Consider the following 23,415-nt stretch of genomic DNA (forward strand, 5'->3'; position numbering starts at 1 on the left):
CATGCTTCCCACCTCCGGCAAACCCGTTGCGAAATCCCTGGCGCGGCGCTTGTTTGTCGGGTGGTTGCTGATGGCGTTTTCGGTTGTCACGCTTTCTACGTATTTCCTACGAGCCAGCTTGCTGCAGCAGGAAGAGCGTACCCGGCTCGAAGTGCAGAACCTCAGTTTTGTGCTTGAGCGCGACGTTGCCGCATGGATCGACAAGATTGATCTGGTTCTGTTGTCGGCGATCGATGCCTACGAAAGTGCACGTCTTGCCGGTCCGGTCAGCGTGGATGCCATGGATGCGCAACTGCACAAATTGCGTGAAAGGCAGCCCAGAATCATCGGCCTGCGCATTTCCGATGCCGAGGGCAAGAAAGTGCTGTTCGGCAGCGAGGGTATGACTACCGGCATCGAGGATCGCAGTTATTTCCGCCAGTTGCGTGACAATCCGAACTTGGGCTTGTTCGTTTCTGAACCCCTGTATGGGCGTATCAGCGGCAAATGGACCTTGATCATGGCGCGCCGCCTGCCTGATGTCGATGGGAAGTTTTCCGGGGTGGCCTTCGCCAGTGTGCCGCTCGATTCCTTCGAGAAGGATTTCGAGGTTTTGCAACTCGGCGATAACGGCTCCATCACCTGGCGTGACGAAAATCTGCGGGTCGTGGCCAGGCGTCCCAAAGCGGGGGCGGTCAGCGAATATGGCGCTCGTGTGCTGTCGGAGGATTTTCAAGCAGCTCTGGCGCGGGATCCGCTCCAAGGCGAATACCTCTCCGGCAAGACCAGCATCGATGGCGTGGAACGCCTGCATGCCTACCGTTACAACCAGCAGCATCGCTTCTACGTCAATGTCGGCGTCGCCAAGCAAACCTATGTTGCCGCCTGGCTGCGACAGCTTGAGGGGACTGCGGCGCTGCTGCTCGTCTTTCTCGGCTTGAGTGCCTGGGCGACGCGCCTGATGTATCGCTATTCGGCAAGCCTGAGCGAGCGGGAACGTACTTTGCGGACCATCTTCGATACTTCGGATGGCGCCATCTTTCTGGTCGATACGCGCGGTCGGATCACCGCGGCAAACGAGCGAATGTCGGCGATGTGGGGGATTCCGATCGCTGAGTTGCTCGGTGGCGAATACGTCGACCTGATTCATCCAGAGCAACGCGATATCGGCCGCCAGAAAATGCTGCAACTGATGGGCAGCGAGATACCCTTTGTTCGCCTCGAGCGGGAGTATGTACGGCGGGATGGCACGCCGTTCTGGGGATTTCTTTGTGGCCGGCAGCTGCGCGATGACGACGGGCAGCTCGTCGGTCTGGTCGGGTTGATTACCGATATCGACGAAAAGAAGCGCAACGCTCAGGAGTTGGAGAAGCATCGCGAACATCTCGAGGAACTGGTGCGCGAGCGTACGGAACAAGCCGAGCAGGCTAAGGTGGTGGCCGAGCAAGCCAATCTGGCGAAGAGCAGTTTCCTGGCCAACATGAGTCACGAAATTCGTACCCCGATGAATGCCATCGTTGGCCTGACCCATTTGCTGCGGCGGGAGAAACCGACCCCGCAGCAGGAAGACCGCTTGGCCAAGATCGCAGCATCGGCGGAGCACCTGCTGTCGATCATCAACGACGTGTTGGATATCTCCAAAATCGAATCGGGCAAACTGGTCCTTGAAGCCGAACCTTTCCGTGTCTCCGATCTGGTCGAGAAACTGGTCGGGCTCTGTGCCGAAAGGCTCCAGGCCAAGGGCTTGTCGTTGCGCACGGCAGTTGGCAGCCTGCCGGCGATCATGGTGGGGGACTGCACCCGCCTGAGCCAAGCCTTGCTGAATTATCTCGGAAACGCGATCAAGTTCACCGAGCAGGGGGCGATCACGTTGCGTGCCGAAGTGCTCGATGAGGATGAGCGTTCGCTACAGGTTCGTTTCGAGGTTGAAGATACCGGTATAGGCATCCCATCGGAGGTGTTGCCGCGCTTGTTCCATCCCTTTGAGCAGGCCGACAACTCGACGACGCGCAAATATGGCGGTACCGGCTTGGGTTTGGCGATCACTCAGCGGCTGGCCGAACTGATGGGTGGTCATGCCGGTGTCGACAGCCATGTTGGGCAAGGCAGCACCTTCTGGCTGACTGTCCGCCTTGGCAAGGTCAAACCGCTTCCCCCGGCAGGTGATAACGAAGGCAAAGCGGATTCGGCAGCGGGGCTGTCCGATCTTGCCGATATGCGCATCCTGCTGGTCGAGGACGATCCGATCAACCGCGAAGTGGCCGGTGAATTGGTCGCCGCTTTGGTCGGCGTACCGCTCGATATGGCGGAAAACGGCGAGCAGGCGATCGAAATGGCGCAGCAGCGGCGCTACGATCTGATCCTGATGGATCTGCTGATGCCAGGCATGGATGGACTGGAGGCGACCCGCCGCATTCGCCAACTGGCGAACTATGCCGAGACCCCCATTCTGGCGATGACGGCCAACGCCTTCTCCGAGGACCGGGTGCGCTGTCTGGCGGCCGGGATGAATGACCACATCGCCAAGCCGGTCGATCCGGATCGTTTGAACGATGCCTTGCGTCGCTGGCTGCAGCCGGGGGCAAAGGCACCGGTAGAATAGCGTTTTGGCCAAGTCCTAAAGTTCTTGAGGAATACCGATGTCGGGGAATCTTTATGTCGTTGCAGCACCTTCTGGTGCAGGTAAGACCACCCTGGTTCGCCTGCTGCTAGAACGCGAGCCAGGGGTGAATCTGTCCATCTCCTACACCACGCGCGGCCCACGGCCGGGGGAGCAGAACGGCCGCGAATACCATTTCGTCGATGTCGAAACCTTCAAAGGCATGATCGACCGCCAGGAATTTCTGGAGTGGGCCGAGGTCCATGGCAATTTCTACGGAACGTCGAAAAAGTGGATTGCCGACCAACTGGCGGCTGGGCGGGATGTCCTGCTGGAAATCGACTGGCAGGGCGCACAGCAGGTGCGCTCGCTTTTCCCGCAGGCGATCGGGATTTTCATCCTGCCGCCGTCGATGGAAGAACTGACGCGTCGCCTGACCGGGCGCGGCACCGATGCCCAGGAAGTGATCGCCCGCCGACTGGCTGCCGCACAAGCGGAGATGCGCCATGTCGGGGAATTTGACTATGTTATTATTAACGACCAACTCGACCAGGCACTGGAAGACTTGCGTGCCATCGTGCGCGCTTCCCGCCTGGCCTTTCCGGCCCAGCGTGCCCGTCACGCGGCCCTGTTTGACAGATTGATCTGAATTAGAGGTTTGCCCATGGCTCGCGTTACCGTCGATGACTGCCTGAAACGTATCCCCAATCGCTTCCAGATGACCCTGGCTGCCGCTCACCGCGCCCGCCAGCTGGCTAACGGCGCCACCCCGCTGGTCGATGCCGAAAAGCACAAGCCGACCGTCGTCGCGCTCAAGGAAATGGGTGCCGGCAAGGTCGGCCTGGAAGTGCTGAATCGCGGTCAGGCCTAATGCCCACGGGCGGTGAAGCTTGAAGGATTCTGCGCCGTCACCCTTGCCGCCCGCCTTTGAAGAACCCGCCTACAGGGTTTTTCTCGATAGTCTCGACTATCTCCCTCACACCGATGTAGAACGGATTCAGGCTGCGTATGCCTACGCGGCCAAGGCGCATGCGCACCAGAAGCGCATGTCGGGAGAGCCGTACATCACCCATCCGCTGGCCGTTGCCGGTGCCGTCGTCGAATGGCGCATGGATGGCGATGCCATCTGCGCCGCCTTGCTGCACGATGTCCTGGAAGATACCGGGACGAGCAAGCGCGAGTTGGCCGACAAGTTCGGCAACGAGGTCGCAGAGCTGGTCGATGGCTTGTCCAAGCTGGACAAGATGGAATTCGCTTCCTACCAGGAGGCGCAGGCGGAAAACTTCCGCAAGATGCTGATGGCGATGGCGCGCGACCTGCGCGTCGTGCTCATCAAGTTGGCCGACCGCCAGCACAACATTCAGACCATGTCGGCGATGCGGGCCGACAAGCGGGCGCGTATCGCCCGCGAAACGCTCGAAATCTATGCGCCTATCGCTTTGCGTCTTGGCTTGAACAAGCTGTATCGCGAGTTGCAGGACACCTCCTTCCGCCTGATTCATCCGCATCGCGCCGAGGTGCTGGCCAAAGCGATGAAGGCGGCGCGCGGCAACCGCAAGGAGTTGCTGACCAAGATCCAGAGCGGCATTGAGGACAAGCTGAAACATGCCGGCCTGAAGGCCGAGGTGTTCGGTCGCGAAAAGAGCCTCTACTCGATCTTCCGCAAGATGAAGGACAAGCATCTGTCCTTCTCGCAGGTGCTCGACATCTATGGCTTCCGCGTCATCGTCGACAACGTGCCGACCTGCTATCTGGCGCTCGGTGCCCTGCACAGCCTGTTCAAGCCGGTACCCGGCAAGTTCAAGGACTACATCGCCATTCCCAAGGCCAACGGTTATCAGTCCTTGCACACCACGCTGATCGGTCCCTACGGCACGCCGGTCGAGGTGCAGATTCGCACGCGTGAAATGCACAACGTCGCCCAGGAGGGCGTTGCTGCGCACTGGTTGTACAAGGACATGGACGAAACCAGTGCCGACCTGCAGGTGAAGACGCATAAGTGGCTGCAATCGCTGCTGGAAATGCAGAGCAGCGATTCGTCGGAGTTCTTCGAGAACGTCAAGATCGACCTCTTCCCGGACGAGGTTTACGTCTTCACGCCCAAGGGCAAGATTCTCGCGATGCCGCAGGGTGCGACGGCGGTGGATTTCGCCTATGCCGTGCACACCGATGTCGGTCACCATTGCTCGGCTGCGCGCATCAATCACGAACTGGCCCCGCTGCGCAGCGAACTGAAGAATGGCGATCTGGTCGAGATCATCACCTCGCCGCAAGCCAGCCCGAATCCGATCTGGCTGACCTATGTGAAGACCGGTCGGGCGCGCAGCAAGATTCGCCATTTCCTGCGCACCATGCAGAACGAGGAGTCGGCTCGCCTGGGCGAACGCCTGCTGCGCCAGGAATTGCTGTCGCTTGGCGTGGTGCCCATCTCGATCCCGGCCGAGGCTTGGGACTCGCTGGTCAAGGCGGGGGGACAGAAGTCGATCGAAGAGGTTTATTCCGAAATCGGCCTCGGCAAGCGCCTGCCTTCTGTTGTGGCGCGCCGCCTGCTGGCCCGTGAGGACATCTCGCCGGATACACCGAGCAACATGACGCTCGCCATCCACGGCACCGAAGGCATGGCCATCCAGCTGGCGCGCTGCTGCCAGCCGATACCGGGCGATCCGATCATCGGCTCGATCAAGAAGGGCAGCGGCCTGATCATCCACACCCACGATTGCCCGGTCATTCGCAAGTCGCGTTCGACCGAGCCGCAGAAGTGGATCGATGTCGAATGGGAGCCGGAAGAAGGCAAACTCTTCGATATCCGTATCCGCGTCGAAGTCAAAAATACACGCGGCGTGCTGGCTCAGGTGGCGGCAGCCATCGCTGAGTGCGGTTCGAACATCGAGCATGTGGCGATGGATTCCGATCCCGAGCGCCTATTTACCGTGCTCAATTTCACCATCCAGGTCGCCCATCGCAACCATCTGGCGACTGTGATGCGCGGCCTGCGGCATATTCCCGAGGTCACGCGCATCGTCCGGGAAAGGGGAGGCGAGGCTTGAGGATACTGGTGCTGGGCGCCGGTGTCGTCGGAACGACGACAGCCTGGTATCTGGCGCGGGCAGGTCATCAGGTTACCGTCGTCGACCGCCAGCCGATAGCCGGCAACGAGACCAGCTTCGCCAACGGCGGGCAGATTTCGGTTTCGCACGCCGAACCCTGGGCCAACCCGCATGTTTTGCCCCGCCTGCTCAAATGGCTGGGGCGCGAAGATGCGCCCTTGCTCTGGCGCTGGCGGGCCGATCCGGCGCAATTGGCATGGGGCCTGCGCTTCGCGCGCGAATGTCTGCCAGGGCGTACCCGTAGCAACATCGCAGCCATCGTTGCCCTGGCGCTCTACAGTCGCGGGCAACTGCAGGAGCTACGGCGGGAGTTGGCGCTCGAATACGACCATCTGGAACGCGGCATCCTGCACATCTATACCGATGCCGAAGAGTTCGAGGCGGCCATGGCGGCTGCCGAAGTCATGCGCGATTTCGGGCTGGATCGAGCACCGGTCGATGTCGATCGCTGCATCGAGCTGGAACCGGCCCTGGCCGATGCCCGCCATCGCCTGGTCGGGGGCGATTACACGCCATCGGACGAGTCGGGCGACGCCCATCGTTTTACCCGTGCCTTGGCCGAGCGCGCGCAGGCCGCGGGGGTGGAATTCCTGTTCGGACGCAGCATCGAACGTATCGCACCCGGTGGCAGCAAGATCGCCGGTGTCGTGGCGAGCGGTGACGACGGGCCGGAACTGCTGACAGCCGACGCCTATGTCGTGGCCTTGGGTAGTTATTCGCCGCTTTTGTTGTGCCCGTTGGGCCTGGGGCTACCGGTCTATCCCGCCAAGGGGTATTCGGCGACCCTGGAGCTTGCCGCCGGCACCCCGGCGCCCAGCGTCAGTCTGACCGATGACGAACGCAAGCTGGTTTTCTCGCGGCTGGGCAATCGTCTGCGTGTGGCTGGCACGGCGGAATTCAACGGCTACAACCTCGAGCTGAACCCGGTGCGCTGCCAGGCGCTGATCACGCGCACCCAGCAACTTTTCCCGCGCCTGGAGTTCGTCGGCGAACCGCAATTCTGGTGTGGCTTGCGTCCGGCGACACCGTCCAATGTCCCCTACATCGGGCGCACCCGCTTCGGCAACCTGTGGTTGAATACCGGCCATGGCACGCTTGGCTGGACCATGGCCTGCGGCTCCGGTGCAGCCTTGGCCGCATTGATTGACGGCAAACGGCCTGAGCCCGATTTCCCTTTCCTGAAATGCTGATCGACACCCACTGCCACCTGGATGCCGCCGAATTCGACGGCGACCGGGCGGCCGTGCATGCCGCGGCGCTGGCTGTTGGCGTGGAACGCTTCGTGGTGCCGGCTACTGCGGTGCACAGCTTCAAAACGACAAAAACCGTGGTCGATACATACACCGGTTGCGTCGCGGCTTATGGCATCCATCCAATGTATGTGATGCAGGCTAGTGAGAATGACCTAGCGGTAGTCCGCGACTGGTTGGCGAATGAGCGGCCTGTCGCCGTCGGCGAAATCGGACTGGATTTCTTCGTGCCGGACATCGATGCGGCGCGCCAGGAACATTTCTTCGTCGAGCAGCTGAAGCTGGCGCGGGAGTTTGACCTGCCCGTGCTGCTGCACGTGCGGCGGGCGATCGATCCCATCCTCAAACACCTGCGCCGTATTCGCGTGCCGGGCGGCATCGCCCATGCCTTCAACGGCAGCCGCCAGCAGGCCGACGAGTTCATCAAGCTTGGCTTCAAGCTGGGTTTTGGCGGGGCCATGACCTATAGCGGTTCGACCCGTATCCGTGAGCTGGCGGCAACCTTGCCGCTCGAAGCCATCGTCCTCGAAACCGATGCACCGGATATTCCGCCGGCTTGGCTCAACCGGGGACGCAACACGCCGGCTGAACTGCCGCGCATCGCCGATGTGCTGGCCGAATTGCGCGCTGTTTCCCCGCTTGAAGTAGCTGCGGCAAGCACGGCCAATGCTCGGGCTGTAATGCCCGGACTTTGACCGGCGTCAACAAAACTTAGAACTTGTGGGGTTATTTCCCCGCCTTTGATCTGTGCTAAAGCGCATGGGTTGCAAGGGCGTAGATTGCTTTCGCTGACAACAGACTGACAGGGTGTGGGGCAATGGAAGCAACGGGGGCTATCAATATTTCCAGCCTGATCGTCGGTGCTCAACCGGCGATGCTCGATCGGGTGCGCGCCGGACTTGGCGCTATGCCCGGTGTTGAGGTTCATGCCTGCAGCGACGATGGTCGCATGATCGTTTCCCTGGAAACGAATTCCGAACGTTCCACCGTCGATACCTTCGAAGCGATTCGCCAGTTGGAAGGGGTTCTCTCCGCAGCGCTGGTGTATCACCAATACGAAACCGATCCGGATGAGGAGGCTTGAGGTCATGGAAGTGAAACTGACGCGGCGTGATTTCATCAAGAGCAACGCCGTTGCGGCGGCAGCGGCGACGGCCGGCATCTCGGTCCCCGGCCTGGCGATGGCGCAACAAAAAGGCAGCGATGGCGTCCGCTGGGACAAGGGAGTTTGCCGTTATTGCGGCACCGGTTGCGGCGTCCTGGTAGGCGTCAAGGATGGACGTGTCGTTGCCACCCAAGGTGACCCGGAGGCGCCGGTCAATCGCGGCCTGAACTGCATCAAGGGTTATTTCCTGTCGAAGATCATGTACGGCAAGGATCGACTGACCCAGCCCATGCTCCGGATGAAGGATGGCAAGTTCGACAAGAACGGTGATTTCAAGCCGATCACCTGGAAGCAGGCTTTCGACATCATGGAAGAGAAGTGCAAAGCCGCCTTGAAGGAAGGCGGCCCGCGCAATATCGGCATGTTCGGCTCGGGCCAGTGGACCGTCTGGGAAGGCTATGCGGCCGCCAAGCTGTTCAAGGCCGGTTTCCGCTCCAACAATATCGACCCCAATGCCCGTCACTGCATGGCCTCGGCCGTCGCCGGTTTCATGCGTACCTTCGGCATCGACGAACCGATGGGCTGCTATGACGATGCCGAGCATGCCGACGCCTTCGTGCTGTGGGGCTCGAACATGGCGGAGATGCACCCGATCCTGTGGTCGCGCATTACCGACCGTCGTTTGAGCAACAAGAGCGTGAAGGTTCATGTGCTCTCGACCTTCAGCCATCGCTCCTGCGAATTGGCCGACAATACGTTGATCTTCAAACCACAGTCCGACCTGGCGATCCTCAACTACATCTGCAACTACATCATCCAGAACAACGCGGTGAACAAGGAGTTCATCGGCAAACACGTCAAGTTCGCCAAGGGCGTGACCGATATCGGCTATGGCCTGCGTCCCAATCACCCCTTGGAAAAGGTGGCGATGAACAATGGTTACCCGGGCGAAGATGGCAAGCCGAAGGGCAACCCGAACAATTCGACGCCGATGAGCTTCGACGAATTCGCTGCCTTCGTGTCCGAATACACGCTGGACAAGGCGCACGAAATCTCGGGCGTGCCCAAGGATAATCTGGAGGCCCTGGCCAAGGCCTATGCCGACCCGAAGACCAAGGTCACGTCGTACTGGACCATGGGTTTCAACCAGCATACCCGCGGCACCTGGGTGAATAACATGATCTACAACGTCCACCTGCTGGTGGGCAAGATTTCCGAACCGGGCAACGGACCGTTCTCGCTGACCGGTCAGCCATCGGCTTGCGGTACGGCACGCGAAGTCGGCACTTTTGCTCACCGCCTGCCGGCCGACATGGTGGTGACCAATCCGAAGCATCGCGAGATGTCGGAAAAGATCTGGAAACTGCCGGCCGGTACGATTCCGGACTGGATCGGTCTGCATGCGGTCGCCCAGAGCCGTGCGCTGAAGGACGGCAAGCTGGCCTTCTACTGGACGACGACGACCAACAACATGCAGGCCGGGCCGAACGTCAATGACGAGATCTATCCGGGCTGGCGCAATCCCAAGGCCTTCGTCGTGGTTTCCGACGTCTATCCGACCGTTTCCGCCATGTCCGCCGATCTGATCCTGCCCTGCGCCATGTGGATGGAAAAGGAAGGCATGTACGGCAATGCCGAGCGGCGTGGCCAGATGTGGCGTCAGCAGGTCAAGGCACCGGGCGAGAGCAAGTCCGATCTGTGGCAATACGTCGAGTTTTCCAAGCGCTTCAAGGTCGAGGAAGTCTGGCCGGCCGAGTTGCTGGACAAGATGCCGGAGTACAAGGGCAAGACCCTCTACGATGTGCTCTACGCCAACGGGCAGGTCAACAAGTTCGGCTTGGCCGAGGTGAGGAAAGTCAACGCCCACGGCATCAAGGATTACATGAACGACGAGTCGCAGGCCTTCGGTTTCTATTTGCAGAAAGGCCTGTTCGAGGAGTATGCGATCTTCGGCCGTGGCAAGGCCCATGACCTCGCCGATTTCGATGTCTATCACAAGGCGCGTGGTCTGCGTTGGCCGGTGGTCGATGGCAAGGAAACGCTGTGGCGTTTCCGTGAGGGCTACGACAGTTATGTGCCGAAGGGCGAGGGTGTCCGTTTCTACGGTTATCCGGACGGCAAGGCCATCGTCTTCGCTCTGCCCTACCAGCCAGCCGCCGAGATGCCCGATGCCGAATTCGACCTGTGGCTGTGTACCGGACGGGTGCTGGAACATTGGCATACCGGCTCGATGACCCGTCGCGTGCCCGAGTTGTACAAGGCCATGCCGGATGCCATGGTGTATATGCATCCGGAAGATGCCAAGAAGCGTGGCCTGGCGCGCAACGATGTCGTCAAGGTATCGACCCGCCGCGGTGAAATCCAGTTGCGTGTCGAAACCAAGGGACGTAACAAACCGCCGCTTGGCCTCGTGTTCATTCCGTTCTTTGACGAACATCGTCTGGTCAACAAGCTGACGCTTGATGCGACCTGTCCGATTTCCAAGGAAACGGATTTCAAGAAGTGCGCCTGCAAGGTGGTGAAGGCGTAAGCAGTCAAACAGGCAATCAGGGAGTGCCGGTGCCGGGCGGGAATAGGGGCCTGTCCGGAATCGGCTGAACTGAAAGAATCGATGAAAGATGAACGATAAGACCCCGAAAAGCAGCGCGGCTCGCCGCCAGTTCCTTTTCGACTCCGCCAAGATGGTCTGCGGGGTCGGCATGCTCGGACTGGGCCTTGGGCTCTATGCCAAACAATCCAAAGCGCTGCCCGCGCTTGCCCTGCGGCCGCCCGGAGCATTGCCCGAGGACGATTTTCTCGGTGCCTGCATCCGCTGCGGCCTGTGTGTGCGCGACTGTCCCTACAACACGCTGGAACTGGCCAAGCCGGAAGCGCCAGTCACGACAGGGACACCGTACTTCACCGCCCGCAACATCCCGTGTGAGATGTGCGACGACATCCCCTGCGTCAAGGCTTGCCCGACCAAGGCTCTCGATCATGGGCTGACTGACATCAACAAGGCCAAGATGGGTGTGGCAGTACTGATCGACCACGAGACCTGCCTGAATTTCCTCGGTTTGCGTTGCGATGTCTGCTATCGCGTGTGTCCTGTCATCGACAAGGCGATCACCCTCGACATGCAGCCCAACCAACGTACCGGGCGCCACGCCATGTTCCTGCCCACGGTGCATTCCGAGCACTGCACCGGCTGCGGCAAATGCGAGAAATCCTGCGTGCTCGAAGAGGCGGCAATCCGTGTGCTGCCGCCCAAGCTGGCCAAGGGCGAACTCGGCAAGCATTACCGCGTGGGCTGGGAGGAGCAGAAGAAGGCCGGGCATTCGTTGATCGACGAATCCAAGATGATCGACCTGCCGGACCGTCTGCCCGAAGGCGCCCAATTGCCCGGACACTATGATCCGGCCACCGGGCATACCGAGCCGATGCGCGGCATGGCAGGTAGCGAGGCTGGCGCCATCCCGAGTCTGCCACCCGGATTGGGAGGCAAGCCATGAGCAAGCTTGCCAATAGCAAACGTATCGGTGCCGAGGCTGTGGCCGAAAAGGGCTGGCTGAAGGCGCATCGTTGGCTGATCCTGCGCCGCCTGTCGCAGCTCTCCATCCTGATCCTCTTTCTGCTCGGTCCGCTGGCTGGCATCTGGATCGTCAAGGGCAACCTGAACTACAGCTATACGCTGGATTTTCTGCCGTTGACCGACCCTTATGTCGCACTGCAGTCGCTGATGGCCGGCAATGTGCCTGAAAAGCTCGGACTGATCGGTATCGGCATCGTTCTGCTTTTTTATTTCCTGGTCGGTGGTCGTGTCTATTGCAGTTGGGTCTGCCCGATCAACATGGTGACCGATGCTGCCGGCTGGTTGCGGGATCGGCTCGGCATCAAGGGAGCGAGTAGCCTGTCGGCCAAGACGCGCTTCTGGATTCTGGCCATGACCTTGATCGGTTCGGCGGTGACCGGGATGGTCCTGTGGGAATTGATCAATCCGGTGTCCATGCTGCATCGCGGGCTGATATTCGGTATTGGCACGGCCTGGATGGTGGTTCTGGCCATTTTCCTGTTCGACCTGTTCGTGATGAATCGGGGCTGGTGTGGGCGGCTGTGCCCGGTCGGTGCCTTCTATAGCCTGCTCGGTCGTTGGAGTCCGGTGCGTATCTCGGCTTCCCGCCGCAGCGCCTGTAACGACTGCATGGATTGCTTCGAAGTCTGCCCCGAGCCGCAAGTCATTCGTCCGGCCCTGAAAGGCGAGGGCAAAGGTATCGGCCCGGTCATTCTGGCTCCGAACTGCACCAATTGCGGTCGCTGCATTGATGTCTGCTCGAAGGATGTATTCCACTTCGGGCTGCGTTCAAACAACCCGGCTTCGACGTCGACTCCGACATCCGAGGCCATGCCATGATCGAGTTCTAGAGGAGGAGCGCCCATCATGAAATCTATCCTGAAGCTGTCCGTGCTTGCTTCCGTCGCCTGCTGTCTGCTGGCCGGTCCGGCGCTGGCGCAGGAGTCGCCCAAGCCGATGCGCGGCGCCGACGTATCTGCGGTGGACCAGGCTCCGGAGGCAAAAAAGTACATCGGCGGCAAACCCGGCGGCCAGGAAAAAGTGGCGCGTACCTTCCGCTCTCAGCCCCCGCTCATTCCGCATGCCGTTGATAATTTCGACGAAATTACGCTGGAAGAGAACCAGTGCCTGACTTGCCATGGCGCAGCGAACTACCAGAAGAAAAAGGCCCCGAAGATCGGCGACAGTCACTTCCGTGACCGCGACGGGAAGGTGCTGCCGGAGGCCTCGGCAGCTCGGCACAACTGCGTGCAATGCCATGTGCCGCAGGTGGATGCGCCACCCCTGGTCGAAAACGACTTCAAGGGCGATCTGGCTGACGGCAAACCGGGCAAGGCGGCACGCAAGAAGAATTAACGTTTCGGAAGATAAAAAAGGGAGCCCAGGGCTCCCTTTTTTGCTTGAGGGGACTGCGCAATCAGGCGGCGAGAACGCCGCGCATCTTCTGCAGCGCCTTGGCTTCGATCTGGCGGATACGTTCGGCCGATACGCCGAATTCGGCGGCCAGATCGTGCAGCGTGGCGGCTTCGCCTTCGCTCAGCCAGCGCGCTTCGACGATGCGGCGGCTGCGCGGGTCGAGGGTAGCCAGCGCCTCATGCAAGCCTTCGTCCTGCAGGCGGGCAGTGGCCTTGTTTTCCAGCATGCGCACCGGCTCGTAACGCGAGTCGGCCAGATAGTCGATCGGGGCAAAGCTATCTTCACTATCGTCCGGCGAGCCTTCCAGCGCCAAGTCGCGGCCCGTGAGACGGGTTTCCATCTCGACCACTTCTTCCGGCTTGACGCCCAGGCGGGCAGCCACTTCGGCGGCTTGCGGACCGGACAGGGTGTCCACGCCTTCGTAGTCGTTCTTCAGGCTGCGCAGGTTGAAGAACAGCTTGCGCTGGGCCTTGGTCGTTGCGACCTTGACCAGGCGCCAGTTCTTCAAAATGTATTCATGAATCTCGGCCTTGATCCAGTGCATGGCAAAGGAGACCAGACGTACGCCGCGCGACGGATCGAAACGCTTCACCGCCTTCATCAGGCCGATGTTGCCTTCCTGAATCAGGTCGGCATGCGGCAGGCCGTAGCCGAGGTAGCCGCGGGCGATGGAGATGACGAGGCGCAGGTGGGAGAGCACAAGCTGACGCGCCGCCTCCACATCGCCTTCGTTGTGGAAACGCACGGCCAGCCGGGTCTCCTCGGCCTCGGACAGCATCGGATAACGATTCGCTACCTGAATATAGGCATCGATGCTACCGACCGACGAGGGGATGGGAAGAGCCATAGCTTGGGTCATCGCGTAATATCCTCCTTCAACTGACTACAAAATCATTTTAGCACTCGCAGCTTAAGAGTGCTAAGTCCCGAAAAAAGTTCTGGCAATGTCTTTTGATTTCACCATTCCGAGCGAGCATCGGGACTTTATCGAGTGGCACCGTGGGCGCCGACATTATGCCGTGTGGGCTCTCGATCTCGACTTGCCGGAGATCAATTCGGTCGTTGAAGACAGTCAGAATGCCTTGCAGGATTTGTTGTTGCCCGGTTATCGGCGACAGGCCCACGTTACGCTAGGCTTATGCGGGTTCCCCTGCACCGAGTCGCGTGCCGCCGATGAGTATTCCTTGGCAGCCTGGCGCGAGCAGTTGGAACGTCTTGGAGGTGGGAACATTGCTTCTTTTTCACTCGAGATCGGTTTGCCGCACAGTTTTGCTTCGGCGCCCTATCTGAGCGTGCGGGATAGCGATGGTAGCCTGGCGGCGTTGCGCCGCTGCTTCCATCCCCAAACTGCTCTGGCAGGTGACGACTATGTGCCGCATCTGACGCTCGGGCTGTATCGTTCCGCCTGGCCGGCGGCGAAAGTTTGGCAACGGTTGGCACAACTGGACGTCAAGCCGAGGGAACTTGAACTAAGCCGTGTGCACCTGATGTTCTACGAGAGCCGTGTGATTGGCGGTCCCTTGTCCTGCGCAGGCTATTTCGATCTTGCGGCAAGGCACTGGCAAAGCGAGCCTGGGATGGGACCCTGGGCGCCTGGGGATTGGATGCTCGCGTCGGCTGGCGGAAAATAGCGGCATGAGTGCAATCTATCGAGGACGTTTCGCCCCGTCGCCGACCGGGCCGCTGCATTTCGGCTCGCTGGTCGCGGCGGTCGGCAGTTATCTCGATGCCCGTGCTCAGGGTGGGGAATGGCTGGTACGAATGGAAGATGTCGATACCCCGCGCAAAGTGCCGGGGGCGGCAGAAGATATCCTGCATACGCTCGAATTGTTCGGCTTTGCCTGGGACGGCCCGGTGTTGTACCAAAGCGCTCGCCTTGAGGCTTATCGCAGCGAACTGGAGCGCTTGTGCCGGAACGGTCTAGCCTATGGCTGTGCCTGCTCGCGCAAGGAAATTGCCGATTCGGCAAACCGTCCGGCGATCGATGGCGGGCTGGCCTATCCGGGGACTTGCCGCAATGGCTTGCCGGCGGATCGTACGGCTCGCGCCTGGCGTTTACGCGTCAGCACCGAGCCGGTCGGTTTCGACGACCGCTTGCAGGGTCATGTCGAACAGCAACTGGAGCGGGATGTCGGCGACTTCGTGCTGCTGCGGGCCGATGGCTTGTTCGCCTACCAGTTGGCAGTCACGGTGGACGACGAATTTCAGGGAATCACCGATATCGTGCGCGGCGCCGATCTGTTGGCGTCGACCCCACGCCAAATCTGGTTGCAGCGCTGTCTCGGCTACGCCACGCCGCGCTATGCCCATCTGCCGGTGGCGGCCAATGCTGCCGGCGAGAAGCTGTCAAAGCAGACCCTGGCGCCTGCGCTCGACAAATCGCAGGCTGCCGCCGAATTGGTCAGGGCGCTGGCTTTCCTCGGCCAAGCTGTTCCGGCCGAGTTGTCGCGGGCTACGGTGAACGACGTTTGGGCCTGGGCGGCCGAAAATTGGTCATTCGACCGCGTTCCGCGGCAGCGTGCGATCAGCCTTTCCTGACCGGGTGCGTTTGTTCTTCGGCATGCCAATGGCGGTGTCCGTAGCCGGCGATGCCCACCATGGCGCGCACGACGCCATAACTCAGCCAGCGTAGCAGGCGGGAATGCCAGGGCTGGCGGGACAAATCGTCGGGGAGCATCTCGCGGGCGCCGTTGGCAATGGCTTCTTTCAGGCTGGCGCGTAACTCGCCGGCGAAGCGGCGGTCCTTGGCGACGACATTGGCCTCCTTGGCGAGCAGCAGGCTGAAGGGGTCGATGTTCGAGGAGCCGACGGTGGCCCATTCGCCGTCAATGACGGCGACCTTGGCATGCATGAAACTGCGCTCGTACTCGAAGATGCGGATGCCGGTCTTCAGTGCCGTGTGATAGAGCGCCTGCGTGGCATAGCGCAGCAGCGGGTGGTCGGTTTTGCCCTGAAGCAGGATGGAAATGCGCACGCCGCGTTTGGCCGCCGCATAGAGGGCGCGACCGAAGCGTACGCCGGGCAGGAAGTAGGCGTTGGCGATCAGAATCTCGCTTTCCGCCGCATCGATGGCGTCGATGTAGGCGTTGAGGATGTCGTTGCGGTGGCGGATGTTGTCGCGGATCAGGAAGGCGGCGTGCTGGCTGCCAGCGATCTCGATACACGGTGCGGCATCGGCATGCAGGCGGAAACGTCGGCGGAAGTTGGCCCAGGACACGATTTCCCACATGCGGCGGACAGCCCGGTGTACTTGCTGCAAGACCGGCCCCTCGATCTGCACCGCGTAATCGAAGCGGGGACGCATGTGTTCCGGCGCATTGTTGTCGTCGACGATGTTGATGCCGCCAACGAAGGCCACCTTGGCGTCGACGACGACCAGTTTGCGATGGAGGCGGCGCAAACGATGGCGCTTGAGTCGGAAGGTGCTGAGTTCGCGTCGGTAGAAGAGGGCGCGGACACCGGCGTCCGCAAAGCGGGGCAGGAAATCGGCAGCGAAATTTCGCGCTCCGAAGCCGTCCACCGTGACATTCACCTCGACGCCACGTTGCGCTGCGCGGCAAAGCGCATTGGCGACCTCATGGCCGATGGCATCGTCGGCGAAAATGTAGCTTTCGAGGAAGATCTCGTGCCGGGCCGATTCAAGGGCCGCGAGCAGGGCCGGGAAATACTCGTTGCCCGAATTGAGCAGCGTCAGCCGGTTGCCCGGCAGAAACTCAGCGATCATTCCGGCTCAGGTGCGCCGACAGGGCGGCGTGATCGGAAATATTGGACCAGGGCAGACCCCAGTGGACCTCGGTGCGATGGACCTTGAAGCCTCGGACGTAGATGCGATCCAGGCGGAACATCGGCATCGCTGCCGGGAAGCTGCGCACCGGAATGCCGCTGTGGCCGCAAAATACCTCCTGCAGGCCGAGTCGGCGGGCCAGGTGTTCGCCGGCATGGTTGCGCCAATCGTTGAAGTCGCCGGCGATGATCAACGGGGCATCGGGTGCCGCCTGGCGTTCCAGATAATCGGCCAGGGCGTTCATCTGCTTGCGTCGCGAGTAGCCGAACAACGATAGATGCACGCAGACGCAGTGTGCTTCCTGTTCATCAGGTAGCGTAATACGACAATGAAGCAGGCCGCGTTTCTCGAACTGCAGGTGGGTTACATCCTGATTGTGGCTATCCAGGATGGGGAAGCGCGACAGGATGGCGTTGCCGTGGTGCCCATGGTCGTAAATCATGTTGCGCCCATAGGCGGAGTGCCAGATTTCCTCGGCCAGGAACTCATGCTGCGGTGCACTGGGCCAATTGCCCAATTTTTCGGCATGGCCGAGATGCAGCCCCTGTACCTCCTGCAAAAAAAGGATGTCCGGGTTCAGGTGACGCAGGCGTTCGCGCAACTCGTGGATCATCATCCGCCGGTTGAACTGCGAAAACCCCTTGTGGATGTTGAAGGTGGTGACGTGAAGATTGGGCGTGGGCACGGGAGGAGTACTGCCGAAAGATTCTGACGACAGCTTAACAAGCCTCGGCACTCATTGCAGCATGAATGTCTCGTATTCCAGCCGGTTGAGCTGGCGGGAGAGTAGCGCCAGACCGGTGCACAGCGTGATCAGCACGGCCAGCGTGAAGCCGTAGCCGTAGAGTGCCGCACCGAACCAGAGTGTCGCGGCGGTGAGCAGGACGTTGAGGACGACGAACTCGACGCACAGGGCAAGGACGATGCGTCGCTGGTCGAGGTAGAAAAACACGTTGAGCACGGCCATCAGACCGACCTGGAGGCCGGCGCCAACCACCTGCACATAGAGCAGGGGCAGATAGAGCTCGGAGATGCCCAGAGCCTGCAACAGGGCGGGGCCGGCGACGAAAGTGGTCAGCACGGCCAGCGTCTGGATCTTGGCGATCTCGCTCAGTCCCTGCTGGATGGAATAGACCATCTCATCGCGCATGTTCTCGATGTACTCCAGCGAGCCGCCGCTACGCACGGCATCGTAGAACTTGTCGTAATACTCGACAAAATCCGTCTCGATGCGAACGAGGAAGACGGCCATGCCGGGAATGATCGACAGATAGGATAGGAAGACCGGCAGGTCGTAGATCAGCGAGGCTCGCAAGGCTCCAATGATCGGCTGCGAAGTCGGCGGGAAATACCAGAACATGAACTTGTCGATCCAAACCGCCAGGTTGTACAGGCAGCCGATGGCCATCAGCGTGGGGTAGGCCAGTTCCTTGCGGGCAAAACTGAAATCGACCAAGGCCCCCTTGTTGCTGAATTCGCGCACGGTCAGCGTCCACATGCCAGCCAGCAGCACCAGATTGCCGATGTCGAAGCCGGCAAGCAGGCCTTCCAGGCCATAGGGGCGCAAGGCGAGCGCGAGCAGAACGACGAGGGCGTATGAGAGGCCGAACAGCAGCACGATGGCTTTGTAGCGTTTCATGCCGGAAAGCAGGATGGTCAGGATCCAAACCGTGCACATCAGGACGAAACCCGCCAGCATGAGCAGGCGGTAGGCGATGCTCAGTCCGGGAAATAGCACGAACAGCGCCAGTGTGCCCAGGGTGCTGGCAATCAGTATGACCAGCGTCAGCAGGCCGTGCAGGTTGGGCAGGATCAGGTCCCTCTTCTTTTCGAACAGGCGGTCCGAGACGAAACGGGTGAAGGCCAATTGCACCAGCCCGGTCAGGATCAGGCTACTGGCCACCAGATAGGTGACCGAGGTCTGGAACTGCGTGACGAGAAAAACCGGTACCACGACCGAGGTACTGAACAGGCCGATGAGCAGGATCCCGACGATGGAGAAAACCCAGGGTCCAGAGCCGATGACTCCGGCATAGGTGTAGGCCTCGATCAGGCCGACCAGGGTATTTTTGCGCAACAGGCGGCGCAGTTCGAACCCGATGCCCGCCATCAGGCTTGCTCCAGGGCGCCGTGCAGGGCCGTTTCGTAAACCCGGCGGTAGTGGCCGAACATCATGCTGTCGGTGTAATAGCGTTCGACCCGGGCGATGCCTGCCTCACTGGCTGCCTTCCAGGCAGCCGGGTCGGCCAGTAGGCGGATGGCGGCGTCGGCCAGGCCCTGCGGGTCGGCGATATTGACTATGGCGCCCGAGTGGCCGATCGCCTTGTCCTCGTCGTCCAGTCCCTCGACCAGTTGCCGGCAGGAACCGACATCGGTCGAGATGGTCGGCACGCCGGCGGCGTAGCCTTCCAGAATGACCAGCGGCAAGGCCTCGCTGATCGACGACAGGATGGTCAGGCCGATCTTCGGCATCAGATCCTCGACTTTCTGGAAGCCGAGAAAGCGTACGTTGTCCTCCAGGCCGAGACTGCGCGCCAGATCGTGGCACTCCTGCGCATAGGCCCTGTCCTCGTCTTCCGGGCCGGCGATCCAGCCTTCGGCATCCGGCATCTGGTTCACGACTCGGCGCATGGCACGGATGAAGGTCTTCACGTCCTTGATTGGTACGACGCGGCCGATCAGGCATAGCACCGGCGGCGGATTTTCCGGGCGCAGTGTGCGCAAGGGGGCGAAGCGCTGCAGGCTGATGCCGTTGGGGATATTGAAGGTACGCTCGGCCGGGGCGCCGTCGGCCACCTGGCGCAAGCGGTTGTTCTCGTAAAGGGCGATGATCGGGTCAGCCGCGTCATAGCAGAAACGGCCGAGCCATTCGAAGAAGCCGATCCACATGCGGCGGAAGTAGGAAAGCTCCGTCGGGTCGCGCTGGAAAACGTTGCGGTTGTCACGAATCCACTCGCTCTTGAACAGGTCGATCTTGCGTTCCTTGGTATAGATCCCGTGTTCAGAGAGGATGAGCGGCAATTGCCGCGATTGCACCAACAGGGCGCCAAGGAAGCCGGCATAGCCGGTCGATACGGCGTGCAGGGCGCGGACCGGGATGAGCGACTTTGCAATGTGGGCCAGCTTCCAGAGCGGGGTGTGCATGATGCGCACGGTCCAGAAGTAGTCGACGAAGGAGGGATCGGAGCAGTAGCGGCGATAGCGATCGCAGATGATTTCCCAGGCATATTCGCTATGCAGAAAGTCATCGAGGGTCAGCCGGCCACCAGGCAGCATGTCGCGCGCGACGTCACGGAACGCGGCCATGGCATCCGTGGTCGAGATATCCTGGGTGAATTTTTCGTGCAGGCGCTCGACAGCGGCGAACGCCTCGACATCGCCAATGCGGCTCATCGGGTCTTCGTTGGAACTCAGGTCGTCGTAGAGGAAATACTCTTCGACATGGACCACGTTTTCCGGCAACTGATACTTCGGTGTGCCGTAATCCTCACGCCGGCTGCCGAGGAAAACGATGGCGAACCGGTATTCCGGAAAGGCGCGGATGATCTGGTTCACCCAACTCGACACCCCTCCGCTGACGTACGGAAAGGTGCCTTCGAGCAGCAGGGCGATATCGGCTTCGGCGGCCTTGGGGAAAGTCATGCGGCGGTCCAGTAGTCGATGATCGGGCGCAGACGGGGCAGGGCGCTCCAGTGGGCCAGTTCCTGCATCAGGCGGCGTGCTTCGCGGTAGTCGCCTTGTGCGAAACTCAACTCGGCCTGATAGGGCAGGACGCGGGTCGCCGGCAGGCCGAGGGCCAGGGCACGGCGGTAGGCTGCGTCGGCGCCGGCAAGGTCGCCGGCCTCGTGCAACAGGCGTCCGCGGCGCAGGTTGAGTGGTGCATTATCCGGTTGTTGGGCGAGGACCAACTGGCAATAGCGCATCGATTCGTCGATGGCGTATTTGCGCAGGTCGCCGAGCGCCAGTTCCTGATAGACCAGTTCCCAATACAGGTCGGAAAGCCGGTGCGCTGCAGCGATCTTTTCCGGGGAAGGCGGCATATTGTCCGGCGATTCGGTGTTGAAGACCTTGAGTTCCTCGTCGATGGCCCGGTTGATGCGCTTTTCCTGATTGTCGAGCATGCCGTAGGCGAGTAGCCGGATGTCCTCGCTCGGGTCGGTCAGCACGTCGCGCAGCAGCGGCGAGGAAACGCGTCCTGGAACGTATTGCAAGGCAACCATCGCACCCAGCCGGGAACTCATCGGAACCTGCGTGTTGCCGAGGACAGAACGCAGGCCAGCTTGGCGAAAAGCGCCCGGTTCGCGCTGGTGGGGGTCGAATTCCGGCAACTGAACAGAATCGAACTGCTCCAGGCTGGCCGGTCGGCGGTAGAAGCGCAGGGTGATTGCAGCGAGCAGGACGCCGGCAAAGCCGGCGACCGGGATCGCATAGCTGAAGCCGGCGAACAGCAGGATCGACGGAATCCGCGGCTTGGCACTGTGAGCCGGCAGCAATGTCCAGGCAAAGAAGCCAAGCAGCAGGCTGGCCGAGGCATGCACGCCAAGATACCAAAGCAGCAAGGCGTCCGAGCCGTTCTCGAAGAGCAGCGGGCCGCTCCACGCGTTGATCTCGAGCAGGAGGGCGTAGACGCCGAGCTTGTGGTTAATCATTGGCGAGGCGGAGCAGACGCTGCAGGGTGGTCGCCGGGGCGTCCTGGTCGAGCAGCAGCGTGTGCGGGAAGACGCCGAGTTCGGCCAGGCTGAGGTCGTTTTTCTGCTTTGCCCAGCTCTCCAGGCGGCTGATGTAGCCTTCGGCCGTCGAGTAGTCGCCAAGGGGCATCAGGGTGGCGAGGACCTGCTTTTCTCCGCCGAGGATCAACCAGTTTTCGTCGAGCCCTCGCTTCATCCGATGGAATTGCAGGGGTAGGTCCTGTTCGATGGCGCGCGGTAGCAATTCCAGCGCAACGATCACGCTGGGGATGCCGGTTGTCTGGCGTAGATGCCACAGGCGCTGGGCTTCGAAGGCGAATTCCGGTGGGCAGAGCGGCAGTTGCGCGACGATGGGGTTGGCCAGGTTGTCCATCACCAGACCGTCGGTGTAGTAACCGAGCAGCAGGTTGATGGTCTGCAGGGTTTCGTCCTGCAAGGAGAAGAAGGGCATTTCCTCGACGGTCAGCAGGCCGTAGATGCTGCCGTTGAGGTCGATGAGCGGGGCGGCGATCAGGTAGTGCGTGCCCGCCTCGTTCTCGTTCAGCGTTTGCCGGACGTGACACAGGCGGCGGGTCTCGATGGCTTGAACGATCAGCGGATCTTGCTTGCGCAATGCTTCGGCGTTGCCGATGCTGGCGAGTAGTTCCGGCGCGGAGAGCGATTCGTCGGTGCTATGTAGTGATGCCGATTCCAGTTGGCAGTATTGCGCCAGCAGGCGCAGCAGCGTCGCCGCGCTGTCTGCCGGCGTTTTCGAGCCGCCGCGCAGCAGGCGCAGCTTGATCAGCGCGTCGCGCATCGACATCGGACGGCTGATCAGGTCCTGTTCCAGCCGGTCGTGCGACAGGCGCAGCAGGTAGTGCTGGCGGGTCAGGTGTTCGAGCCGCTGGTCGAGGTATAGCTGTATGGTCTCGGCACGCCGGGTACGCGCCAGCCACAGGCTGGAGAATTCGCCGACCAGCATCATCAGGATCAGGCCGCCGAGGAAGAAGAGCTTGGGAAAAGCGTCGTAGTTTCCTGCATTGAGGATCAGCCAGGCCACCAAGAGAATGCTGGAGCCGCCCAGGCCGATCAGTGGTCCATAGCGCAAGGCAAGGATGACGGGGGCGAACCACGCCCAGGGGAAACTGGCTGCGGTCCATAGCGGGTCTTCGGGATTGAGCCAGAGTCCCAGGATGATGGCGATCAGAGGCAGGAACACGATTTCGCCGAGGACGGCGGCCGGCCGGACGCTGGTCGAGGTCAGGCGACCCAAGACCTTGCCGGTGACGTCTCCGCCGTCCCGCAGATGGAGATTCAGGCTGCCACGCTCATGCTTGGGGGGGGCGCCGAAAAATCGCCTAATCTTGCTGTGCACCGCAGCAGTCTCCTCAGCGGGCGCCGGCCAGGCCGGATTTGAGCAGGTCGCGGATCAACTGCTGAGCGACGGCGGAAAGCGCCTCGCGACTCCAGCCGCTTTTGCCACCGGTACCGCTCCACAAGGTCTCGCCGCTGGCGACGTCGATGATTTGCAGGGTAACGCCGGCCGCCGGCTCGCCATCGACGCCGACCTTGTAGCGCCATTCATCTACCGCGCCGGTGAGCGCATAGCGGGCGCCCTGTTCCTTGGCCCAGGCCAATGCATCTTCCAATTGCTTGCGCTCACCGCTGTCGAACAGCGCCTCCGGCTGGCTCTGCGTGGGGTGGCGCTTGACGCGGGCGATACCTTGCGTGCGTAGCAGCGCTTCGGTGATGGCCTCGGCTCGGTTGCCGGCGAGCGGTGTCTCGGTGTGGTTGGCGAAGGGGAGGACGACCCAGAGGGCTTGTCGGTCGACATCCGGAGCATGGCTACGGTCCAGCGTGGAACAGGCGGTCGAGAGCAGCACGAGGCTGGCGAGCAGGATCGCTTGCAAGCTGCGGGCGGCGGAGCGGAGAGCATTCATGGCGAGTTTCCGTCGAGA

At 61.3% G+C, this 23,415-nt stretch carries 21 protein-coding genes; 13 read left to right on the forward strand and 8 right to left on the reverse strand.

What is annotated here, in order from left to right:
• The first annotated feature begins 1 nt into the window (after nucleotide 1).
• From WIF35_RS13655 to WIF35_RS13705, 11 genes are all read left to right on the forward strand, one after another.
• On the forward strand, nucleotides 2–2,581 hold the full coding sequence (locus WIF35_RS13655) for a response regulator (RefSeq protein ID WP_412478768.1): 2,580 nt from the start codon (nucleotides 2–4) through the stop codon (nucleotides 2,579–2,581).
• A 37-nt stretch (nucleotides 2,582–2,618) separates the two neighbouring features.
• Nucleotides 2,619–3,227 (forward strand): guanylate kinase, encoded by a 609-nt coding sequence (gmk, locus tag WIF35_RS13660; protein WP_412478769.1) that lies wholly within the window; start codon nucleotides 2,619–2,621, stop codon nucleotides 3,225–3,227.
• A gap of 15 nt (nucleotides 3,228–3,242) precedes the next feature.
• On the forward strand, nucleotides 3,243–3,449 hold the full coding sequence (gene rpoZ, locus WIF35_RS13665; RefSeq protein ID WP_226448783.1) for a DNA-directed RNA polymerase subunit omega: 207 nt from the start codon (nucleotides 3,243–3,245) through the stop codon (nucleotides 3,447–3,449).
• A gap of 19 nt (nucleotides 3,450–3,468) precedes the next feature.
• Nucleotides 3,469–5,625 (forward strand): RelA/SpoT family protein, encoded by a 2,157-nt coding sequence (locus WIF35_RS13670; protein ID WP_412478770.1) that lies wholly within the window; start codon nucleotides 3,469–3,471, stop codon nucleotides 5,623–5,625.
• Entirely contained in the window at nucleotides 5,622–6,875 is a 1,254-nt protein-coding gene (locus WIF35_RS13675; RefSeq protein WP_412478771.1) for a D-amino acid dehydrogenase, read from the forward strand. The genes WIF35_RS13670 and WIF35_RS13675 overlap by 4 nt, the downstream gene beginning before the upstream one ends.
• Nucleotides 6,869–7,630: a TatD family hydrolase gene (locus tag WIF35_RS13680; RefSeq protein ID WP_412478772.1), complete on the forward strand. Its 762-nt coding sequence runs from the start codon at nucleotides 6,869–6,871 to the stop codon at nucleotides 7,628–7,630. Before WIF35_RS13675 ends, WIF35_RS13680 begins: the two co-directional genes overlap by 7 nt.
• Before the next feature lie 122 nt (nucleotides 7,631–7,752).
• The gene (locus WIF35_RS13685; RefSeq protein ID WP_412478773.1) at nucleotides 7,753–8,019 is read left to right on the forward strand and encodes a chaperone NapD; all 267 of its coding nucleotides are present in this window, start codon (nucleotides 7,753–7,755) and stop codon (nucleotides 8,017–8,019) included.
• Nucleotides 8,020–8,023: 4 nt separating this feature from the next.
• Nucleotides 8,024–10,570, forward strand: coding sequence for a nitrate reductase catalytic subunit NapA (gene napA / locus WIF35_RS13690; protein WP_412478774.1), 2,547 nt, complete (start codon nucleotides 8,024–8,026; stop codon nucleotides 10,568–10,570).
• 88 nt (nucleotides 10,571–10,658) lie between these two features.
• A complete protein-coding gene (gene napG / locus WIF35_RS13695) occupies nucleotides 10,659–11,531 on the forward strand; it encodes a ferredoxin-type protein NapG (protein WP_412478775.1) in 873 nt (290 codons plus the stop codon).
• Entirely contained in the window at nucleotides 11,528–12,430 is a 903-nt protein-coding gene (gene napH / locus WIF35_RS13700; RefSeq protein ID WP_412478776.1) for a quinol dehydrogenase ferredoxin subunit NapH, read from the forward strand. The genes napG and napH overlap by 4 nt, the downstream gene beginning before the upstream one ends.
• Nucleotides 12,431–12,457: 27 nt before the next feature.
• A complete protein-coding gene (locus tag WIF35_RS13705) occupies nucleotides 12,458–12,946 on the forward strand; it encodes a nitrate reductase cytochrome c-type subunit (RefSeq protein WP_412478777.1) in 489 nt (162 codons plus the stop codon).
• 61 nt (nucleotides 12,947–13,007) lie between these two features.
• Here WIF35_RS13705 and rpoH read toward each other — a convergent pair whose 3' ends face one another.
• On the reverse strand, nucleotides 13,008–13,865 hold the full coding sequence (rpoH, locus tag WIF35_RS13710; RefSeq protein ID WP_412478778.1) for an RNA polymerase sigma factor RpoH: 858 nt from the start codon (nucleotides 13,863–13,865) through the stop codon (nucleotides 13,008–13,010).
• Nucleotides 13,866–13,950: 85 nt separating this feature from the next.
• On the opposite strand from rpoH, the gene WIF35_RS13715 reads away from it, so the two are divergent.
• Both WIF35_RS13715 and gluQRS read left to right on the forward strand, forming a co-directional pair.
• Nucleotides 13,951–14,637, forward strand: a complete 687-nt coding sequence (locus WIF35_RS13715) for a 2'-5' RNA ligase family protein (RefSeq protein ID WP_412478779.1) — start codon at nucleotides 13,951–13,953, stop codon at nucleotides 14,635–14,637.
• Nucleotides 14,638–14,641: 4 nt separating this feature from the next.
• Nucleotides 14,642–15,544, forward strand: a complete 903-nt coding sequence (gene gluQRS / locus WIF35_RS13720) for a tRNA glutamyl-Q(34) synthetase GluQRS (RefSeq protein ID WP_412478780.1) — start codon at nucleotides 14,642–14,644, stop codon at nucleotides 15,542–15,544.
• Here the strand turns inward: gluQRS and clsB are convergent.
• From clsB to WIF35_RS13755, 7 genes are read right to left on the reverse strand one after another with little or no spacing between them, the layout of a single operon-like run.
• Nucleotides 15,531–16,730 carry a cardiolipin synthase ClsB gene (gene clsB, locus WIF35_RS13725; RefSeq protein ID WP_412478781.1) on the reverse strand — a complete coding sequence of 400 codons (1,200 nt, stop codon included), beginning with the start codon at nucleotides 16,728–16,730 and terminating at the stop codon, nucleotides 15,531–15,533. The genes gluQRS and clsB overlap by 14 nt on opposite strands.
• Entirely contained in the window at nucleotides 16,720–17,475 is a 756-nt protein-coding gene (locus WIF35_RS13730) for an endonuclease/exonuclease/phosphatase family protein (protein WP_412478782.1), read from the reverse strand. The genes clsB and WIF35_RS13730 overlap by 11 nt, the downstream gene beginning before the upstream one ends.
• A 51-nt stretch (nucleotides 17,476–17,526) precedes the next feature.
• On the reverse strand, nucleotides 17,527–18,900 hold the full coding sequence (gene pelG / locus WIF35_RS13735; protein ID WP_412478783.1) for an exopolysaccharide Pel transporter PelG: 1,374 nt from the start codon (nucleotides 18,898–18,900) through the stop codon (nucleotides 17,527–17,529).
• A complete protein-coding gene (pelF, locus tag WIF35_RS13740) occupies nucleotides 18,900–20,432 on the reverse strand; it encodes a GT4 family glycosyltransferase PelF (RefSeq protein WP_412478784.1) in 1,533 nt (510 codons plus the stop codon). Before pelF ends, pelG begins: the two co-directional genes overlap by 1 nt.
• Nucleotides 20,429–21,439, reverse strand: coding sequence for a hypothetical protein (locus WIF35_RS13745; protein WP_412478785.1), 1,011 nt, complete (start codon nucleotides 21,437–21,439; stop codon nucleotides 20,429–20,431). Before WIF35_RS13745 ends, pelF begins: the two co-directional genes overlap by 4 nt.
• Nucleotides 21,432–22,832 (reverse strand): PelD GGDEF domain-containing protein, encoded by a 1,401-nt coding sequence (locus WIF35_RS13750; RefSeq protein WP_412478786.1) that lies wholly within the window; start codon nucleotides 22,830–22,832, stop codon nucleotides 21,432–21,434. Before WIF35_RS13750 ends, WIF35_RS13745 begins: the two co-directional genes overlap by 8 nt.
• 13 nt (nucleotides 22,833–22,845) lie before the next feature.
• Nucleotides 22,846–23,397 carry a hypothetical protein gene (locus tag WIF35_RS13755; RefSeq protein WP_412478787.1) on the reverse strand — a complete coding sequence of 184 codons (552 nt, stop codon included), beginning with the start codon at nucleotides 23,395–23,397 and terminating at the stop codon, nucleotides 22,846–22,848.
• Nucleotides 23,398–23,415 lie beyond the last annotated feature (18 nt).

The organism is Azonexus sp. IMCC34839, from assembly GCF_047047955.1.
Classification (GTDB): Bacteria; Pseudomonadota; Gammaproteobacteria; order Burkholderiales; family Rhodocyclaceae; genus Azonexus.

Excerpts from the sequence above, each read along its gene's own strand:
- WIF35_RS13685 (WP_412478773.1), top strand. The coding sequence starts at position 7,753 with ATGGAAGCAACGGGGGCTATCAATATTTCCAGCCTGATCGTCGGTGCT.
- WIF35_RS13715 (WP_412478779.1), top strand. The coding sequence starts at position 13,951 with ATGTCTTTTGATTTCACCATTCCGAGCGAGCATCGGGACTTTATCGAG.
- WIF35_RS13755 (WP_412478787.1), bottom strand. The coding sequence starts at position 23,397 with ATGAATGCTCTCCGCTCCGCCGCCCGCAGCTTGCAAGCGATCCTGCTC.
- napH (WP_412478776.1), top strand. The coding sequence starts at position 11,528 with ATGAGCAAGCTTGCCAATAGCAAACGTATCGGTGCCGAGGCTGTGGCC.
- pelG (WP_412478783.1), bottom strand. The coding sequence starts at position 18,900 with ATGGCGGGCATCGGGTTCGAACTGCGCCGCCTGTTGCGCAAAAATACC.
- WIF35_RS13745 (WP_412478785.1), bottom strand. The coding sequence starts at position 21,439 with ATGATTAACCACAAGCTCGGCGTCTACGCCCTCCTGCTCGAGATCAAC.
- WIF35_RS13655 (WP_412478768.1), top strand. The coding sequence starts at position 2 with ATGCTTCCCACCTCCGGCAAACCCGTTGCGAAATCCCTGGCGCGGCGC.
- gluQRS (WP_412478780.1), top strand. The coding sequence starts at position 14,642 with ATGAGTGCAATCTATCGAGGACGTTTCGCCCCGTCGCCGACCGGGCCG.
- rpoZ (WP_226448783.1), top strand. The coding sequence starts at position 3,243 with ATGGCTCGCGTTACCGTCGATGACTGCCTGAAACGTATCCCCAATCGC.
- gmk (WP_412478769.1), top strand. The coding sequence starts at position 2,619 with ATGTCGGGGAATCTTTATGTCGTTGCAGCACCTTCTGGTGCAGGTAAG.
- WIF35_RS13680 (WP_412478772.1), top strand. The coding sequence starts at position 6,869 with ATGCTGATCGACACCCACTGCCACCTGGATGCCGCCGAATTCGACGGC.
- WIF35_RS13705 (WP_412478777.1), top strand. The coding sequence starts at position 12,458 with ATGAAATCTATCCTGAAGCTGTCCGTGCTTGCTTCCGTCGCCTGCTGT.
- rpoH (WP_412478778.1), bottom strand. The coding sequence starts at position 13,865 with ATGACCCAAGCTATGGCTCTTCCCATCCCCTCGTCGGTCGGTAGCATC.
- pelF (WP_412478784.1), bottom strand. The coding sequence starts at position 20,432 with ATGACTTTCCCCAAGGCCGCCGAAGCCGATATCGCCCTGCTGCTCGAA.
- napG (WP_412478775.1), top strand. The coding sequence starts at position 10,659 with ATGAACGATAAGACCCCGAAAAGCAGCGCGGCTCGCCGCCAGTTCCTT.
- napA (WP_412478774.1), top strand. The coding sequence starts at position 8,024 with ATGGAAGTGAAACTGACGCGGCGTGATTTCATCAAGAGCAACGCCGTT.
- clsB (WP_412478781.1), bottom strand. The coding sequence starts at position 16,730 with ATGATCGCTGAGTTTCTGCCGGGCAACCGGCTGACGCTGCTCAATTCG.